Origin of the sequence: Chitinophaga sedimenti, from assembly GCF_023156195.1 — a bacterium.
Taxonomy (GTDB): Bacteria; Bacteroidota; Bacteroidia; order Chitinophagales; family Chitinophagaceae; genus Chitinophaga; species Chitinophaga sedimenti.
The window spans coordinates 705,480-719,555 of record NZ_JAKUKA010000001.1; the positions used below are offsets into that span (position 1 = coordinate 705,480).

General features: G+C 50.7%; 20 protein-coding genes. 7 read left to right on the plus strand and 13 right to left on the minus strand.

The annotated features are described in order from the left end of the window. The first annotated feature begins 103 nt into the window (after positions 1-103). From MKQ70_RS04155 to MKQ70_RS37605, 5 genes are all read left to right on the plus strand, one after another. Positions 104-844: an SDR family oxidoreductase gene (locus tag MKQ70_RS04155; RefSeq protein ID WP_248068421.1), complete on the plus strand. Its 741-nt coding sequence runs from the start codon at positions 104-106 to the stop codon at positions 842-844. 566 nt (positions 845-1,410) lie between these two features. Then, positions 1,411-1,623, plus strand: a complete 213-nt coding sequence (locus MKQ70_RS04165; protein ID WP_248068423.1) for an FCD domain-containing protein — start codon at positions 1,411-1,413, stop codon at positions 1,621-1,623. 17 nt (positions 1,624-1,640) lie between these two features. Further along, positions 1,641-2,147: an MFS transporter gene (locus tag MKQ70_RS37595; RefSeq protein WP_282456207.1), complete on the plus strand. Its 507-nt coding sequence runs from the start codon at positions 1,641-1,643 to the stop codon at positions 2,145-2,147. After that, the gene (locus MKQ70_RS37600) at positions 2,072-2,614 is read left to right on the plus strand and encodes an MFS transporter (RefSeq protein WP_308198924.1); all 543 of its coding nucleotides are present in this window, start codon (positions 2,072-2,074) and stop codon (positions 2,612-2,614) included. The genes MKQ70_RS37595 and MKQ70_RS37600 overlap by 76 nt, the downstream gene beginning before the upstream one ends. After that, positions 2,536-2,859, plus strand: a complete 324-nt coding sequence (locus MKQ70_RS37605; protein WP_308198925.1) for an MFS transporter — start codon at positions 2,536-2,538, stop codon at positions 2,857-2,859. The genes MKQ70_RS37600 and MKQ70_RS37605 overlap by 79 nt, the downstream gene beginning before the upstream one ends. A 196-nt stretch (positions 2,860-3,055) precedes the next feature. Here MKQ70_RS37605 and MKQ70_RS04175 read toward each other — a convergent pair whose 3' ends face one another. After that, positions 3,056-3,673: a 3-keto-alpha-glucoside-1,2-lyase-like domain-containing protein gene (locus MKQ70_RS04175; RefSeq protein ID WP_248068425.1), complete on the minus strand. Its 618-nt coding sequence runs from the start codon at positions 3,671-3,673 to the stop codon at positions 3,056-3,058. Between the two features lie 194 nt (positions 3,674-3,867). Between MKQ70_RS04175 and MKQ70_RS04180 the strand changes: the two genes are divergently transcribed. Both MKQ70_RS04180 and MKQ70_RS04185 read left to right on the plus strand, forming a co-directional pair. Beyond that, positions 3,868-4,086 (plus strand): VOC family protein, encoded by a 219-nt coding sequence (locus MKQ70_RS04180; protein ID WP_248068427.1) that lies wholly within the window; start codon positions 3,868-3,870, stop codon positions 4,084-4,086. Positions 4,087-4,094: 8 nt separating this feature from the next. Then, positions 4,095-4,277 carry a VOC family protein gene (locus tag MKQ70_RS04185; RefSeq protein WP_282457084.1) on the plus strand — a complete coding sequence of 61 codons (183 nt, stop codon included), beginning with the start codon at positions 4,095-4,097 and terminating at the stop codon, positions 4,275-4,277. A 155-nt stretch (positions 4,278-4,432) separates the two neighbouring features. Here the strand turns inward: MKQ70_RS04185 and ligD are convergent, their stop codons facing one another. The 12 genes from ligD to MKQ70_RS04235 form a co-directional block, all read right to left on the minus strand. Continuing rightward, complete coding sequence (ligD, locus tag MKQ70_RS37610; protein WP_282456208.1) at positions 4,433-5,851, minus strand: DNA ligase D; 1,419 nt, start codon at positions 5,849-5,851, stop codon at positions 4,433-4,435. Continuing rightward, entirely contained in the window at positions 5,848-7,224 is a 1,377-nt protein-coding gene (locus MKQ70_RS37615) for a DNA polymerase ligase N-terminal domain-containing protein (protein WP_282456209.1), read from the minus strand. Before MKQ70_RS37615 ends, ligD begins: the two co-directional genes overlap by 4 nt. A 27-nt stretch (positions 7,225-7,251) precedes the next feature. After that, on the minus strand, positions 7,252-8,157 hold the full coding sequence (locus MKQ70_RS04195) for a magnesium transporter CorA family protein (protein WP_248068432.1): 906 nt from the start codon (positions 8,155-8,157) through the stop codon (positions 7,252-7,254). 36 nt (positions 8,158-8,193) lie between these two features. Next, complete coding sequence (locus MKQ70_RS40955; RefSeq protein ID WP_308198926.1) at positions 8,194-8,388, minus strand: helix-turn-helix domain-containing protein; 195 nt, start codon at positions 8,386-8,388, stop codon at positions 8,194-8,196. Then, positions 8,364-9,173 carry a GlxA family transcriptional regulator gene (locus MKQ70_RS04200; RefSeq protein WP_308198927.1) on the minus strand — a complete coding sequence of 270 codons (810 nt, stop codon included), beginning with the start codon at positions 9,171-9,173 and terminating at the stop codon, positions 8,364-8,366. The genes MKQ70_RS40955 and MKQ70_RS04200 overlap by 25 nt, the downstream gene beginning before the upstream one ends. Positions 9,174-9,295: 122 nt before the next feature. Further along, positions 9,296-9,712, minus strand: a complete 417-nt coding sequence (locus MKQ70_RS04205) for a VOC family protein (RefSeq protein WP_248068434.1) — start codon at positions 9,710-9,712, stop codon at positions 9,296-9,298. A 98-nt stretch (positions 9,713-9,810) separates the two neighbouring features. Beyond that, positions 9,811-10,959 (minus strand): TlpA family protein disulfide reductase, encoded by a 1,149-nt coding sequence (locus MKQ70_RS04210; protein WP_248068437.1) that lies wholly within the window; start codon positions 10,957-10,959, stop codon positions 9,811-9,813. A 29-nt stretch (positions 10,960-10,988) separates the two neighbouring features. Continuing rightward, positions 10,989-11,174, minus strand: a complete 186-nt coding sequence (locus MKQ70_RS04215; RefSeq protein WP_248068440.1) for a hypothetical protein — start codon at positions 11,172-11,174, stop codon at positions 10,989-10,991. Positions 11,175-11,309: 135 nt separating this feature from the next. Then, the gene (locus MKQ70_RS04220; RefSeq protein ID WP_248068443.1) at positions 11,310-11,825 is read right to left on the minus strand and encodes a DinB family protein; all 516 of its coding nucleotides are present in this window, start codon (positions 11,823-11,825) and stop codon (positions 11,310-11,312) included. A gap of 358 nt (positions 11,826-12,183) precedes the next feature. Then, positions 12,184-12,510 (minus strand): helix-turn-helix domain-containing protein, encoded by a 327-nt coding sequence (locus MKQ70_RS04225; RefSeq protein WP_248068446.1) that lies wholly within the window; start codon positions 12,508-12,510, stop codon positions 12,184-12,186. A 150-nt stretch (positions 12,511-12,660) separates the two neighbouring features. Next, the gene (locus MKQ70_RS04230; protein ID WP_248068448.1) at positions 12,661-13,143 is read right to left on the minus strand and encodes a hypothetical protein; all 483 of its coding nucleotides are present in this window, start codon (positions 13,141-13,143) and stop codon (positions 12,661-12,663) included. A 26-nt stretch (positions 13,144-13,169) separates the two neighbouring features. Next, the gene (locus MKQ70_RS04235) at positions 13,170-14,072 is read right to left on the minus strand and encodes a helix-turn-helix domain-containing protein (protein ID WP_248068451.1); all 903 of its coding nucleotides are present in this window, start codon (positions 14,070-14,072) and stop codon (positions 13,170-13,172) included. Positions 14,073-14,076 lie beyond the last annotated feature (4 nt).

Sequence of the window (14,076 nt, forward strand, 5' to 3'; positions counted from 1 at the left end):
TGTTCATCGTCACCAACTGGGGCCGCATCGGTGCGAAATTAGACAAGTACAGACACTGGTAAACATTTATCCCTGATATTTGTCTTACTAAAAACAAGACGACATGAGCAATTTAACAGGAAAGGTTGTATTGATAACCGGCGCCTCCCGGGGCATCGGGGCCGCTATCGCGCGTAAAATGGCGGCAGCGGGCGCGCAGGTGATCGTGAACTATGCTGGCAGTAAGGCTGATGCAGATAGTGTGGTAGCCGATATTCATGCCGCAGGCGGACAAGCCATCGCTGTGCAGGCGGATATCAGTCATAGTGTACAGGTAAAAGCCTTATTCGACGCCGCTATTTCGGCATTCGGCAAGGTGGATGTGCTGGTAAACAACGCCGGCATCATGATCACTAAACTCCTGAAGGATACTACGGACGAGGATTTTACGAAACAGTTCGACATCAACGTACGCGGCACGTTTAATACCTTACGTGAGGCAACGACCCGCCTGGCTGATAATGGCACGGTAATCAACTTCTCTACTTCTGTAAATCGCATTATGCTGCCGGGTTACGGCACTTACGTGGCTACCAAATCGGCGGTGGAGCAACTGACCCGCATTTTTGGCAAAGAAGTGGGTGCAAGGGGCATTAATGTAAATAGCATTTCTCCCGGACCTACCAATACTGAACTGTTCATGAACGGGAAATCCGAAGAAACAGTGGCGCGCCTCGCAGCGATGTCGCCCTTTAACCGCATTGCCGAACCGGATGAGATCGCAAACGTGGCCGTGTTCCTGGCGAGTGATGAAGCCAAATGGATTTCGGCCCAGAACATTGGGGTGAACGGCGGTTACGCCTGATTGACAATACTTTTTTTTTATTGTGTCCATGCAGGCGGCAACGGCCTGCATGGATTTTTTTTGCCGTTAATCCGGGAAAGCACTTATCTTTGAATTCATCAGATGATATGATGATCTGATGACTTAAGCTATGATCCAGAAGAAGTCGCTGGCGGACGAAGTGGCCGCACGTATACAGGAGCAGATATCGCTCGGGCAGTATAGGCCGGGGAGAAACTGCCTATTGAACCTGAGCTGATGAAGGCTTTCGGCGTGGGCCGGTCTACCGTTCGCGAGGCCATCCGTATGTTGGTGAATAATGGGTTGCTGCGTGTACAGCAGGGCGCGGGTACCTTTGTTGATGCTGCTACCGGCAATAAAGAGCCGATTTCCCAGCGCCTGCAACGCGCCAGCGCCGAGGAACTCGATGAAGTAAGGCAGCTGGTGGAACTAAAGATTGCTGAAAAAGCCGCATTGCATTGCAAGCGTGAACACCTCGCCCTCATGAAAGCGCATCTCCGCGACCGGAAAGCTGCGGCAGCAGCGGGGAGAAGGACGCCTGTGTGGATGCGGACATCGCCTTTCACGTGGCCATCGCCGAAGCCTCCGGTAACCATGTACTGGCCGATCTGTACAAAACCGTATCGGTACACCTCCGCGAATGGTTTTTACAGGTACATCCGGACACCGCAACGTTCCTGGAAACGCAGCAACTGCACGAGCAGTTATTGAAGCATATTACGGACGGTGAACCTAAAAAAGCCCGGAACACCGCATCAAAAATCATTTCCTGGCAATAAATAAAATAGCATCTGTGATGAAAAGCACGCCTGTGACAACAATGGCAGCCCCCGCGCGATCTGCCCAATCAACTGTTTTCTCAATTCTCTTTTCCATTAGTTTTGCCCACCTGGTGAATGATATGCTACAGTCGGTGATCCCTTCTGTGTATCCCATCTTCAAAGAAAAATACGGGCTTACGTTTACGCAAATTGGTTTGATTACATTGGTATACCAGTTAACGGCTTCGCTGTTGCAGCCGCTGGTGGGCGTTTATACCGACCGCAAAGCACGTCCTTATTCATTGCCTATTGGCATGGCGTTTACGCTGACGGGTCTCATCGCGCTGGCTTTTGCAAAGGGATTTTATAATATCCTGTTTTCCGTCAGTTTTATTGGCATCGGCTCTTCGATTTTTCACCCGGAATCATCGCGCGTGGCGCACCTGGCTTCGGGTGGTAAAAAGGGTTGGCGCAATCCATTTTCCAGCTGGGTGGGAACGCAGGCAGCGCCATTGGCCCCTTGCTGGCGGCATTGCTGGTAGCGCCGTACGGACAAACGAGCATCGCCTGGTTCTCTGTTGTGGCGCTGCTGGGTATCGTGGTACTTTCGCGCGTATCGCAATGGTATGGCGCACATATTGCGGAAAAAGCTGCCCGTAAGGCGCCGGAAGTGGTATCGCCGTTCTCGCGTAACCGCACCATATGGGCACTGGTAATCCTGGTCGTGCTCATCTTCTCCAAGTATTTTTACATGGCCTGCATGAGCAGTTATTATACGTTCTTCCTGATTAATAAATTCCAACTTACGACCCAGCAGTCGCAGATGTACCTGTTTATATTCCTGGGCGCCGTGGCTGCAGGTACCTTTATCGGGGGCCGCTTGGCGACCGGTTCGGACGTAAATACATTATCTGGTTTTCTATCCTCGGGGTGGCGCCGTTTACGCTCGCTTTGCCCTACGTTCCTTTATTCTGGACGGCCGTATTGTCCGCCATCATCGGCGTGGTGATTGCCTCTGCGTTCAGCGCGATCCTCGTATACGCTACCGAGTTAGTTCCCGGTAAGGTGGGCATGATCGCTGGTTTGTTCTTCGGATTGGCCTTTGGTATGGGCGGATTGGGATCCGCGGTGCTCGGCAAACTCGCGGATATGACCAGCATCGCGTATGTGTTCGCAGTGTGTGCCTATCTGCCGCTCATCGGCATCCTTACCGGCTTTTTGCCGGATGTGGAACGTAAGAAGAAGACAGCTTAAGATGGTATCTCTACATTAATAAAAGCCCTTCCGGACATACGCGGAAGGGCTTTTGCTGTTATGCCTTTGCAGCAGACCGCAGGTGCATTAACGCAACACCGCCCAGCATAATAGCAATGCCTGCGGTTTGCAACAAGGTGATCGGCGGGTGTGTGTTGGAAAGGGAGAGGTAAGTCATAGCTGGAAAATAAGTAAATCAGGGTTTAATCTCCAGGTTTTTCCAGGAGCCGGCAGAATTGTTACCCACCCAGAAAGCCACTTTCCCCGTTCGGAACCTGCTCAATTTATCGACCACGAGGCTTGGCTGCGCGGCATTGTCCACGTAAACCTTGACAGTATTACCTTTCACGACGAGTGTCATGTGGAACCAGTCGTTGGGGTCTGGTTGTGGTGTAACCGGCTGCTCGTATTTCAGGGGGTGCTGTTCCCGCAGCTCCGGCCAGTCGTTGCCGGGCAGCGATATGTATTGTACGGCATGACTGCGCCTGGTAGGGTCGGCCGCCTTAAAATTGAACGGGCGGAAGTATATGCATTCGTACGTGGTATCGTTTTGAACATGAAAAGCGATGCCCACAAAGCTGCGTTGCAATACATCTTTCCCTTTGATATCTACCTCGATGGTGCCTTCTGAAAAAGTCAGCTCTTCCAGCCGCACCATACCGGCATCGGCCTGTTCGTTCACATTAACTGTTCCTTTGGGCCCGAAAGAAACCTGGCGATTGAAGGTTACCGGGCTTTTGGTTTCGGGCGAAATTTTTTGCCCCGATGCGCAGAGGGCGGAGAGCAGGGCACAAGACAGGAGGAAAGATTTCATGACGGGTATTTTTATCAAAATAAGAAAGAAAAGTGAGGCCCGGAAGGGGAATTTATGGCATCTTATCATGATTGTAAACGGCAGCAGACAACTCCGCGTCGCAATCACCCCACCAAATTGTCGTTTTCCGACAGCATAAGCTTGTGGTGCACGTTGTATGTTTGCAGTATCGAAAACAATAAACGGTTAAGCATATGGCAACGAAAATTTTTGTAAACCTCCCCGTTAAAGACCTCGAACGTGCCAAAGCATTTTATACTGCGATCGGCTTTTCCATTAACCCGCAATTCAGCGACGAAAAAGCTGCGTGTGTGGTAGTGAGCGAGGATATCTACGTGATGATACTTGTAGAAGCGTATTTTAAGACCTTCATCAAAAAGAAGTATCCGATTACAGCAGAACCTCTGAAGTAATCGTTGCCCTGTCTGCCGACAGCCGCGAAAAAGTGGATGAAGTAGTGAAAAAGGCGCTCGCCAATGGTGGCGGCCCTTCCAATGATCCGATAGATCACGGGATGATGTACGTAAACTCATTTGCTGATCCTGACGGCCACCTGTGGGAGTTTACGTGGATGGATGAAGCAGCGTTTGCTGGACAGGAGTAGGGGGCACGTCATCATATGTTTGCAGGCATATGATGACGTGTTTTATCTATTCAATTAATTTCTTCAAATTCACTCCTCTACCCAATACCCCCTTAAAAGATCCCCATTCCGCTTCACACGATCCACTGCATTTGTAATATTGAAATCGGCGAGCTTCAACCCTTTTTTACTTCCGACCAATCCAGCGGCATGGATACCGTTGCGCCGGGTTTGGGCCGAAGGGAGTACGCAGCGGCTAACGTTGCCTTCGCGCGGTTTTGCAGGTAATCGATATAGATTTTTCCTTTGCGGTTGCGCGTCATGCGTTCGATGCTGGTGAATTTCGGGAGGCGCGCATGTACTTCTGTGGCGATGATTTTGCCCAGCAGCTGGCACTGGTCGTAATCGTATTGTGCGGCCAGTGGAATATAAATGTGGATGCCTGTGGAACCGGAGGTTTTGGGGAAGCTGTGAATACCCATCTCGTCCAGCACCTCTTTTACAGTTTGAGCGGTTTGGATTACCTGCTCGAACGTGTTGCCAGTATCCGGATCAAGGTCCAGGCAGCACCAGTCGGGGTTATCCGGTTTGTGGATGGTACTGTTCCAGGGATTCATTTCAATGGCGCCGGTATTGGCCATGTATAACAGGTCGGCCTCGGTTTGCGGCACCATGAAATTTTTGTCTTCACCATCGCTGGTGTGATAGGGGAACTGCTGAACCCAATCGGGTACTTTCCCGGTTACATCTTTCTGATAAAAACTCTTTCCGTTGATGCCGTTCGGGTAGCGGTTCAGCGACTGTGGCCGGTCTACCAGGTAAGGCAATATGTAAGGCGCGACCTGGTAGTAATAATTCAGCATATCGCGTTTCGTGTAACCTTCTTTGGGCCAATACACTTTATCGAGGTTGGTAAAACTGAGTTCATGTCCGCTAACTTCACGCACCTGCGATTTTTCGCTGGGATTGAGCAACGTTTTGCGCGATGCTTTACCTGCGCCTTTCACCAATTTGCGGGCGGGATTTGGTTTTTCCTTTTCCACGATGTCGGCGGTGCTAATGGGGATGTCTGCGCCCACGCTGCTGGCCTTTTTATCTTCGCGCATCCCTTCAAAACTCGGGTGCCGCATCACGCCATCGGAAGTAATTTCTGTATAACTCACTTCGCACACCAGTTGCGGTTTCAGCCAGGTAACCTCCGCGTGCGGCGGATCGGGACGGAAGCGGGAGGGTTTGTTTACGTCGGGCAATTCATCAAAGGGTAACTTGTCGGTGATGAGCGGTTTAAAAAGCTCCATCATTTCCTTTTGTTGTTGCGTGTTAAAGCCCGTACCGATCTTGCCAGTATATTTCAATTTCTTTTTCTCGTAAACGCCCACCAGTAGCGAACTAAAAGCTTTCGACGTGCCTTCGTTTTTCGTGAAGCCGCCAATCACCACTTCGTGCCGTTTATTTATTTTGAGTTTGATCCATTCGCGGGTGCGGTCACCGGGGTGATAAAGACTGTTGGCCTTCTTGGCGATGATGCCTTCCAGGCCCATTTCTGCCGCGGCGGCCAGGAAGTCTGTGGCAGTGGAGTCGAAATTGTCGCTCATGCGGATGATACCTTTTTAGGCATCAGTGGCGCCAGCAGGGCGCGCCGCTCGGTGAGCGGAAGGCCGGTGAGGTCTTTGCCATCCAGCCATAGTAAATCGAATACATAATACATCAGCTGTCCGTCTGCCTCGCTGCGCCAGTTCTGTAACCGCCCGAAGTTCGATACGCCTTCGTCATTGATCACACATATTTCTCCGTCGACCACCGCATTTACGCCCCACTCGCTTACGGCGTCAAACACCGGGTAAAACTTATCGTTAAAAGATTTGTTGTTGCGCGAAATGAGTTCCACTTTGCCCTTGTTACAGAGCGCCACTGCCCGGTAGCCATCCCACTTGATTTCGTATAACCAGCCAGGTTCATCGAAGGGCTTGTCTACGAGGGTGGCCAGCATGGGGGAGAGGGTTTTCGGAAAAGGGGCTTTGGGCGCTTTTTTCAGGTCAGCTTCCGCTGCTTTTTTTTTAACGGCGCGGGATTTGGGGAGTGCGGGCGAGGCGGCTACCTGTTTCGGGGAGCCCTTAGCAGTTTTTTTAGCGGCGGACTTACCGGATACAGCCGTCTTCTTCGCTACTTCCTTCTTAGCGGCAGCAGCTTTTTTAGCGGCGGACTTACCGGATACAGCAGCCTTCTTCGCAACTTCCTTCTTAGCGGCAGCAGCTTTTTTAGCGGTGGACTTACCGGATACAGCCGCCTTCTTCGCCGCTGCCTTCTTAGGGGCAGCAGCTTTTTTAGCCGCAGCCTTTTTAGGTGCCGCAGCCTTCCCGCCCGCAGTCCCCTGCTTTCCCCAAACATTATCACTCGTCTTTTCCACCTCTTCTAACGTCTTATCCGACTTCACCGACCGCACCTTCCGCGTCACATCGATCGCCTTCGCAAATTTATCCCGGTGTTTAATCAGCAACCATGCATTATCCTCGGCATTCTTCAACTTCACCAGTGCGAACTCGCCCTTCAACTTTTCTCCATGTAAAGAAAACTTGAGCGAACCCGATTTCAGTTGTTTCAGCAGCGCCTTTTCATCCTTCTTCTTATCGCCCGATGTTTCCAGCGGCTCGTAAGTTCCTTCGTCCCATACGATCACTGTTCCCGCACCATAGTTGCCTTTGGGAATAATGCCTTCAAAATCGCGGTAGTCGTAAGGGTGATCTTCCACCATCATGGCCAGGCGTTTATCTTCAGGGTTCAGCGATGGTCCCTTCGGTACGGCCCAGCTTTTAAGCACACCTTCCATTTCTAACCGGAAATCGTAGTGCAGCCGCGTGGCATCATGTTTCTGCACCACGAAGCGCAGCGTAGGGGCATCAGGTTTGCCGCCCTGCGGTTCGGGCGTCTTATTAAAGCTTCTCTTCTTTTTGTAGGTGGATAAAGCCATGGTTCCCTTTTTTAATACGTTCAACAATTACAACCACTTATTGCGCTTGAACCACACATAAATGATTACGGTGATCAGCGCCATCAGCAGCATCACGGCCGGGTAACCGGCCGCCCATTGCAGTTCTGGCATTACATCGAAGTTCATGCCGTATACGCCTGCAATAAAGGTGAGGGGTAAAAAGAACACCGAGAAGATGGTCAGGATACGGATGGTTTCATTCGTCTTCTGTGCCGAAATATTAAAGTAGATCGTTAAAAGATGATTCGTGTTCTCTGACAGCAGGTCGTAAAAACTCTGCTGCTTTACATACAGGTCGCGCAGGTCGCGGGTGTGTATGTCATCGCGCTCTGGCGGGTCCAGCCGTTCTATGATGTCTTTACTTAACAGCAGCAGGTGCCGGATCACATCTACTTTCCGTTTGATATAATAAAGCCCTTTAAGCATCGGCGCGCGGCGGTTTTTCAGGAATACCTGCTCTTCGTACAGGTCGATGGAGTGGTTCAGTTTCAGGCCGGGCGCTTCAAAGCTGCCCATCGCGGCGCGGATAATTTCGATCAATACGTGGAATGGCGTATTGCAGTCGCCCGCTTTTACCGCATGTTCAGATATATGTTCCAGGGGCGGCCAGCCGTTCTGATGCAGCGTAATGATATAATCCTCCCCTAAAAAGATGGCCACTTTATTGGTCAGTTCCTTCATCGTATCTGCCTGGGACGATGGATGTTTATCGTCGTAATGACGGATGATCACGAAGTGGTACTCCTTCTGCTTTTCGAATTTAGGCAGATGGTCGGCCTCCGGGGCATCCTTCATCCAGGCTTTGTGCAGCAGGTATTGTTCCGCGACGGCTGCGAACTCCGGATCCCCGGGGCTCGATAAATCAATCCACGTATAACCGTGCTGTTCTTTTGACGCTAACTCCTTGCGCATACGGCTGCTGGTGCAAAAAGAACACCACAATTATCGTCAGGATGCCAGCTGGCGGTTGTATTTGGCGCGGTATTGCACGGGAGAAAGGCCAGTAAGGCGTTTAAACGTGATGCGGAAGGCTTTGGGATCGGTGTAACCCACTTTGTACATCACCTCATTTACATTTTCGCGGGAGCTTTCGAGGCTCATTTTAGCGGCTTCTATTTTCACACGCTGTATATATTCCACCACAGTATTGGAAGTCGCCTTTTGAAGCGGCGCTCCAGGTTACGGCGGCCCAGCGCAAATGCAGCCGCCAGTTGATCTACCGTAATCCGCTCCTGGAAGTTCTTTTCGATAAATTCCTGTGCCTTTTTGATGGGCTCGTCTTCATGCTCTTTTTGTCCTTTAAAAATGATAAAGGGGGATTGGCTGGCCCGGTCGATATCTATCTCGAATATTTTGGAAGATAACAGGGCCATATCGCGCCCGGCGAACTTTTCTACGAGGTATAATATCAAATTAAGCGAAGAATAAGCGCCACCGCTGGTATAAATGCCGCTTTCGTCAGTAAGTACTTTATAGGGCTGGAGCTTTACACCCGGGAACAGCTCCCTGAACTCTTCCGCCGCCAGCCAGTGAGTCGTGCAGCTTTTACCATTAAGTAGTCCGGTAGAAGCCAGGATAAACGCCCCTATGCACAGCGATACCACTTCGGCGCCGCCCGTATATTGCTGTACGATCCATGGAATAAAAGCCTGGTTACGGGCAATGATGTCTTTCATATCGCCGTGCGTGGCGGGAATCACCACCAGGTCGGCCCGCAGGTGGTCGTTGATAGATAGTTCCGGTTTAATGGAAAACAGGCCGCCACCGATTGTCACCTCCGGCGAAAGTCCTACCAGCCGCACATTGAACAAAGGGTCGTTGCCCGCCCGCACCATGGCTTCGTTTACTTTCGTAAACATTTTATGGGTGGCTTCTATGTTGCTCAAACTTGTTTCGCCCTGGGGAATAATGATCGCTATCTGTTTCATGCTTCAAAACTAGGATAAGTTCGTGTCGCGATCAACCCCTGAAAATGGCGTAATTACCACCCGCCCCAATATAAAAAAGCCGGTCTTTATGCAAGACCGGCTATAAAGGTTTAAAATGACGGCTATTGTTTAGGTGTGCAGTTCACCATCCAGCTAACGCCGAATTTGTCGGTGAAGTCGCCGAATATATCTCCCCAGGGAGCTTTTTCAAAAGGCATGTTCACTTTACCGCCTTCGGATAAACCGTTGAATACCCGGCGGCATTCTGCTTCATCATCGCCGCCGATGCATACGGAAAACATGTTGCCGTGTGTGGCGGTGCCCATAGAAGAGGAACAGTCGCTACCGAACACCATCGTACCGCCAATGGGCAGACCGATATGCATGATACGATTTTCTTCACCAGGACCCATATGCGGGCCGGGCATGTCTGAAAACTTCATCACCATGGTAAATTCGCCGCCTAACACGGACTGGTAAAAATCGAAAGCTGCCTTGCAGTCGCCATTGAAGTTCAGATAAGGATTTGCGGATAACATAGCGCAGGTTTTTAGCGTGAATGATAATACAAACTTACAACAGCACATTGTACCGGACCGAGGGCAGATCAGACAAAATGAGGGCAGTTTGCGACAGCTTAACCTGCCTGTAAAGTTTGCTCAATTAACGCAGCCAGCCGTGGATCGCCCGGCATAGGGGCGTCAAAGTCGACGATCCGCTGCGATGGGTCAATTACCACCGTGCGTGGGATCAACAGCGCTTTATAGAGGTCCTGTATTTTACCCTCGGGGTCCTCCAGCTGCAGCCAGTCCATCTGCTGGTCACGGATCATCTGGTAGCGGATGTTTTTCCCGTTTCTATCATTGACGCCGATGCTGATCACCACTAACCGGGGATCGTGGCGGTATTGCTCGCGCAATTCTTTTAGTGCGGGGATGGCCTGTTTGCAGGGGCCGCACCAGCTTGCCCAGAATTCCAGCAGCACTACTTTGCCTTTGAAATCAGATAGTTGGTAAAATCGGTGGCTGCTGTCCGGCAAACTAAAAGCGGGCGCCATCATGCCTTTCCCAAATGCGCCCAGTTGTTGTTTCCGGCCGGCGGCCGCCTGCAACACCTGCTCCCGGATATGTTCATCGCCGATTCGGTTGATGTACCGCACCGCGTAATCGATGGCTTCCGGTTTGGCTTCGCGGGTGAACTCGAAAGTAATGGTACGCGCCAGCAAACGGTCGTGTGTTTTACCGGTGAATATACTGTCGAGCAGCCGCAGGCGGGTAGTACGGCCAGGCAGCATATCCTGCAAATGAAGGCTGTAGGGACTGAGTAGCAAGTCGCAATACACGTACGAGCCCACGTATTCATCGCGCATATTTTGTTGCAGCCAGTTTGGGAACTCCTGTTGCAACAGCGAATCGGTGGCAGCAGTGCTAAGCTCCAGGGTAGAGGCATATACGAAAAGCAGGTAAACGGGTTTCGCTGCAAAAGTACCTATGGCGGCGTCATGAAAATATTGCCGGTAGGGATCTTTGTTATCTTTTCCGAAAATATCCCTGGTAACGGCTTTGGCTGCCGAATCGTACCAATTGTTTTTTACATACAGGTTGACGAAAGTTTGCCGGTCCATCTGCTTCACGTTCTGCGGCCAGGGTCTTTCTTTAAGTTCCGCATAATAACGCCAGAAGCGATTGTTTGCTGCGCCGGTGCCTGTAAATACAGCGCTGGCCGCAAGGTCGGCTGCATCCGCCTCCAGCCATAATTCATAACCGGGAGCCAGCCAGATGTTCATGCTTTTCCGGTCCGCCCGCAGCGAAAACGTCAATGGTTCGGTAATATGGTCGTTGCGGTACGTGAAACACCGTCCGGCGCCACCATGATACTGTCAGACAGGCTGGCATGCAATGGGTGATGCAGTACGTTCAGGTATAGGGTACGGGTGTGTAGCCCTTTGATACGTCCGCTGATTGACGCGGCGGATGTTAACAGGGGCAGGGCCATCAACATAAAAACGGGTAAAACAATTTGCGCATGGTGGCTTTTTCGGGTAAGATAGCCTACCGAATTGCCAGTCCCCCGAAAAGTGATGAAACCACTATTAACTGGTATGAAAAAACCGGGGACGGGCCCCGGTTTAATACACTATTGACGATCCCAGAACGGAGCGGGCTCGATGCCAAGCGCACGGAGGTATACATAGCCCTGCCCGCGGTGGTGAATCTCGTTATCGATGAGGTACTGCAGCGTACCGATGCCTTTGTTCTCGTACATGCCAAATGCTTTTTCCACCTGCTGCCAACGTTCCGGTGCAATCTCCGGGTAGTAACGCTCGATGTCGGCGGTAACTTTGTCCCACAGCGCCAGCAGTTCCGCTTTGGTTTTAATGCCATTGTCCGATTGTCCGTAGTGGCGCGGTGCACCATCACCCATTGTCCAGTCGCCGGTAGCCAGGCCTTTTACGCCGCCTTCCGCCAGGTCGATCATTTCCAGGGCCAGCAGCGCATAGGGACGCATGCCGCCGATGGAAAATTCGAACAGTTCTTTCTCGGGGAAAGCATCCAGGATGCGGCGCGACAGGCCACGGTGGCCTTGCCAGTGCGCTTTCAGTGATTCGGGGGTAAGCAGGGTAGCAGTTTGTTCAATGATGTTGTTTGCCATGGTTATGTGTTTTTTGTTTGACAATACAAAGCTGCAACCGGCAGGTGACAACCTTATGTCAGCAGGTCTGAAAAAAAATATTTACACGCCGTATCATGACACGAATCAAACTGAATGTGATCGTAGTTGCACTATTATTCATAGACCTTTATATCAACGCTGGCAAACGAACTGATTTCATAGGTTAATCATATGTAGAGTGTCTTTACTATTGGTTAGAGCAATCAGAAATTTGTTCCCTGGTTTCAACCGGGGATTTTTCTTACCCTATCACCATTAAATGAGGAAGATATGCAGGAAAAGAAATGGATACTTTATTGCACCGATACCCTGTACTGGCTTACCATGGGCTTTTTATTTACGGTTGGCTATCTGTTGGTCTTTGGTTTTGTGTAACAGATTTGTAGGTCTGCGGCGCCATGTGGAACTTTTTACGGAATAGCCGAGTAAAGTGGCTGCCGGAAGAATATCCCAGTGAATAAGCAACATCGGCTACGGACCTGTTACCCTGTAACAACAATTCTTTCGCTTTCTCCAGTCTTTTTTGTTGCAGGTAGCTGTAGTAACTCTGTTTATACAGTTTTACGAACAGTGCTTTGAACTTGGAGGGGCTCATCCCCACAATGGCCGCGGCTTCGCTGATGTGCGGCGAGGGGCGGGTGAAGTCCTGCAACAATTCATTCACCAGTTGTGCGATTTTTTTACTTCTGATTTTTGCGGCGACGCGGAAGTATGTGCCGAAAAGGGGAACGATTGTGCGAATAATTGATTCAGCGCGCCCTTCAGGTAAAAAAGTCGGCGCTATTGTCATGCAGGTTGTGTTCTATTTGCTGCATTAAGTCCAACTGTCCGGGAGATAATTGAAATGCCAGTCACGGTTGGCACCGGGGGCCAGTGATTGCAGGTAGGAGGGAGTTACGGTTACGATCAGGGCGATAACGGTTTCACCGGTGTTCACGTCAGTTTCAATCACTGTTGGCGGCGGCGCTATAAAAGAGGCATGTTTACCGATGGCCACGTTATTGCTGCCAATAAAACCGATGAGCGTAAGGCCGGCGGCATCCTGCATGCTTCGGCGGAACAGAAAAGGGCGGCTGGCGGTGTACCGGATGTAAAAAGCGGCCATATGCTCTTCTACCCGCCAGTGTTTACAGTAGCCGTTGGCGAAATTTTCGGGGAAGTAGAAGGTGTTGCCGGCCAGGTGGCCCGGCTCGCCTGTTTTATCGTGTAATTCTTTGCTGAGATCCTTGAAAACCTTTGTGTCTAAAGACCATGAGATGTTCACTACGATCCGGTCGCTGGTATCGTTGCTAATCATAAACAAGAAAGATTAAATGGTCGTCGTTAAAGCAATCCTTCGAATTGTCGCTGGTATTCTTTTGGTGAAATGTTAAAGCATTCTTTGAACAGTCGTGCAAAATGGCCTGCATTTTTATAGCCGAGGTCGTGCACAATCGTGGTGATGTTCATATCGGCGGCCTGGAACATTTCCCGGGCCTTTAACAGCCGCAATCGCTGATGATACTTGTGGTACGTGGTTTTATAAGTCAGCCGGAAGAGTTTTTTGAATTTGGTGAGGCACATGCACGAACGGCGTGCGGCTTCTTCGAGTGAAGGCATTTCCTGGTCCATATCCGCCGCAATCCCGTCATTCACCTCAATCATCCTGCATATCCCGGTTAAAGCACGGTTAGAAAAGGCCGGCGAGGGATTGATGAGCTCATTGAGGAACAGGGACAATACTTCATACACGCAGCCGCGCACTTTATACAGTTCTACCGGAGTTTGACCCGCCAGCCGCGGCAGTTTCATCAGTGCAAGGATCATTTTCAGGGTCATGGGGATGGCGCCCTGGAAATTGCCTGGTTGCAATATGGTTTTGAGCATGTCAATGTTTTGCGCATTGTCATTCGAAGCGGAGAAGTAATGGTGAAACACTTCGGGCCGGATCATCAGCTGTAGGCTGTGCGCCTTATTGTTATGGGGAATAAATGTGCCGGACATCCCGTAATAAACATAGTAAATACCCGCGGCATCCGGTGATTCTGACAAATCGAAATAAAGGCAGTAATGGTGCGATTGCGGGTCCGCGGCATTGCTGTACTTCACATCCACTTCCTGTACGTAACAGTTGTAAACGGCGGTAAATTCATCTTCCAGTGTCCAGTGTTTCAGGTAGCCCTCCGCCATGTTGTTGGGGAGATGTTCGTCAAACGTGAGCGTGTACTCAAAGGTGACTTCAGCCATAGGA

What these genes read in the sequence shown, in the direction of transcription:
- MKQ70_RS04200 (WP_308198927.1), bottom strand. Translation starts at nt 9,173, where the DNA reads ATGAAACAGATAGCGATCATTATTCCCCAGGGCGAAACAAGTTTGAGC.
- MKQ70_RS04210 (WP_248068437.1), bottom strand. Translation starts at nt 10,959, where the DNA reads ATGAACATCTGGCTGGCTCCCGGTTATGAATTATGGCTGGAGGCGGAT.
- MKQ70_RS04175 (WP_248068425.1), bottom strand. Translation starts at nt 3,673, where the DNA reads ATGAAATCTTTCCTCCTGTCTTGTGCCCTGCTCTCCGCCCTCTGCGCA.
- MKQ70_RS37615 (WP_282456209.1), bottom strand. Translation starts at nt 7,224, where the DNA reads ATGGCTTTATCCACCTACAAAAAGAAGAGAAGCTTTAATAAGACGCCC.
- MKQ70_RS04180 (WP_248068427.1), top strand. Translation starts at nt 3,868, where the DNA reads ATGGCAACGAAAATTTTTGTAAACCTCCCCGTTAAAGACCTCGAACGT.
- MKQ70_RS04220 (WP_248068443.1), bottom strand. Translation starts at nt 11,825, where the DNA reads ATGGCAAACAACATCATTGAACAAACTGCTACCCTGCTTACCCCCGAA.
- MKQ70_RS04205 (WP_248068434.1), bottom strand. Translation starts at nt 9,712, where the DNA reads ATGTTATCCGCAAATCCTTATCTGAACTTCAATGGCGACTGCAAGGCA.
- ligD (WP_282456208.1), bottom strand. Translation starts at nt 5,851, where the DNA reads ATGAGCGACAATTTCGACTCCACTGCCACAGACTTCCTGGCCGCCGCG.
- MKQ70_RS04235 (WP_248068451.1), bottom strand. Translation starts at nt 14,072, where the DNA reads ATGGCTGAAGTCACCTTTGAGTACACGCTCACGTTTGACGAACATCTC.
- MKQ70_RS37595 (WP_282456207.1), top strand. Translation starts at nt 1,641, where the DNA reads ATGAAAAGCACGCCTGTGACAACAATGGCAGCCCCCGCGCGATCTGCC.
- MKQ70_RS04215 (WP_248068440.1), bottom strand. Translation starts at nt 11,174, where the DNA reads ATGTTGATGGCCCTGCCCCTGTTAACATCCGCCGCGTCAATCAGCGGA.
- MKQ70_RS04195 (WP_248068432.1), bottom strand. Translation starts at nt 8,157, where the DNA reads ATGCGCAAGGAGTTAGCGTCAAAAGAACAGCACGGTTATACGTGGATT.
- MKQ70_RS04155 (WP_248068421.1), top strand. Translation starts at nt 104, where the DNA reads ATGAGCAATTTAACAGGAAAGGTTGTATTGATAACCGGCGCCTCCCGG.
- MKQ70_RS04230 (WP_248068448.1), bottom strand. Translation starts at nt 13,143, where the DNA reads ATGATTAGCAACGATACCAGCGACCGGATCGTAGTGAACATCTCATGG.